The sequence below is a fragment of the Mycobacterium sp. NGS33 genome, assembly GCF_059812885.1.
Genome location: NZ_JCALDN010000033.1, coordinates 1 through 1,521, shown reverse-complemented (window position 1 = coordinate 1,521; position 1,521 = coordinate 1). Strand labels below are relative to the sequence as shown.

Genomic DNA, 1,521 nt, shown 5'->3' with positions numbered 1-1,521 from the left:
CTTCGCGGGATAGCTCCGGGCCCAGCAACTCTGGCACAACACCGAAACGCGCCCTACCGCCAAACATCGGCGGCGGGGCGCGTTTTCGCGTGCCCGGACGTTGCGGCAGGGGCAGTCGCAGCGAATCTCCAGCGGGCTTTATCTGCGCCCGGATTTTTATCCCGCTCAGGCGTTGTCGCGTAGGCGCGGTCCCGCCGTGACCGCCCGCGGCGCCGGACGCATGCGTCGCTGACGATCGCTCCCGGCGCGGTGTTCTCGCAGGTAATGGCGGTGACAGCGAAACCCGTCGCGGGGGCGCGTCGCTCGGCCCGCCACACCGGGACGCGCCCGCGAAACCTCGGCGGTCTCAGCTGCGGGCGCAGCGCGGCAGCGGCGACGGCCGGCGCGGGCATTTAGCCTCCGGAACAAGCAAATTCTGATGGTCGTCGCCAAGAGATCACCTGCGAGGGGATACATGTCGTTCGAGCCCGGTGCTTGGTAACCATGGACTTCGGGGCATTACCGCCGGAGGTCAACTCCGGTCGCATGTACGCGGGTCCGGGGTCGGGTCCGATGATGGCCGCGGCCGCCGCCTGGGATGGGCTCGGCGCCGAGCTGGGCAGCGCGGCCAGCGGGTACGCGTCGGTGCTCTCGGAACTGACCCAAGCGCCGTGGGTGGGTCCCGCTTCGGCGTCGATGTTGGCTGCGGTGACGCCCTATGTCAGTTGGCTCAGCGCCATGGCCGCGCTCGCCGAGGACACGGCGGGCCAGGCCCGGGCGGCGGCCGCTGCGTTTGAGGCGGCGTTCGCGATGACGGTGCCGCCGCCGGTGATCGCCGCCAACCGGGTGCTGCTGGCGAACCTGGTCGCGACCAATTTCTTCGGCCAGAACACCCCGGCGATCGCGGCCACCGAGGCGCAGTACATGGAGATGTGGGCCCAGGACGCGGCCGCGATGTATGGCTACGCCGCCTCGTCGGCGACGGCGTCGGAGCTGGCCCCGTTCACGTCACCGCCCAACACCACGACGCCCGAGGCCGGTTCCGACCAGGCCGCAGCGGTCGCCCAGGCCGTCGCCGAGCCGGCGGGCAACACCGCCCAGACGACGTCACAGCTGGCGACCCCCCAAGCGTTGACGGCCAGCACGCAGACGGTGACCCAGGCGACGACGGCGGCGTCGCAGCCGGGACCGTTCACCTGGCTGCAGAACCTGATCGACGGCTTCCTGCAATCCGGGCTGCCCACGCCGACCAACAACTACGCCGGGCTGAACCCCGGCATGTACGGCACCCTGCTCAAGCAGACCACGGGTCTTGCGTATTTCTCGAACGGCATTGTGGCCTTCTGGTCGCAGCTCTCCCAGCAGCTGGTGTCGGGTCCCGGTGGTAGTACGGCCGGTGCCGGTGGTGCGTGGTATCCCACGCCGCAGTTCGCCAGCCTGGGGCTGGGCAACCTGGGCGGGGTGGGCCATGTGAGTGCGATCTCGGCGGGCGCGGGTCAGGCCGCGCGGGTCGGGATGCTCTCGGTGCCTCAGCACTGGGCG

The 1,521-nt window shown here is 70.5% G+C and carries 1 protein-coding gene; it reads left to right on the top strand.

From position 1 onward, the window contains the following. Positions 1-483: 483 nt before the first annotated feature. Positions 484-1,521: PPE family protein (locus AC5Y5B_RS25165; RefSeq protein ID WP_500007384.1), on the top strand; the 1,038-nt coding region annotated here is incomplete at its 3' end.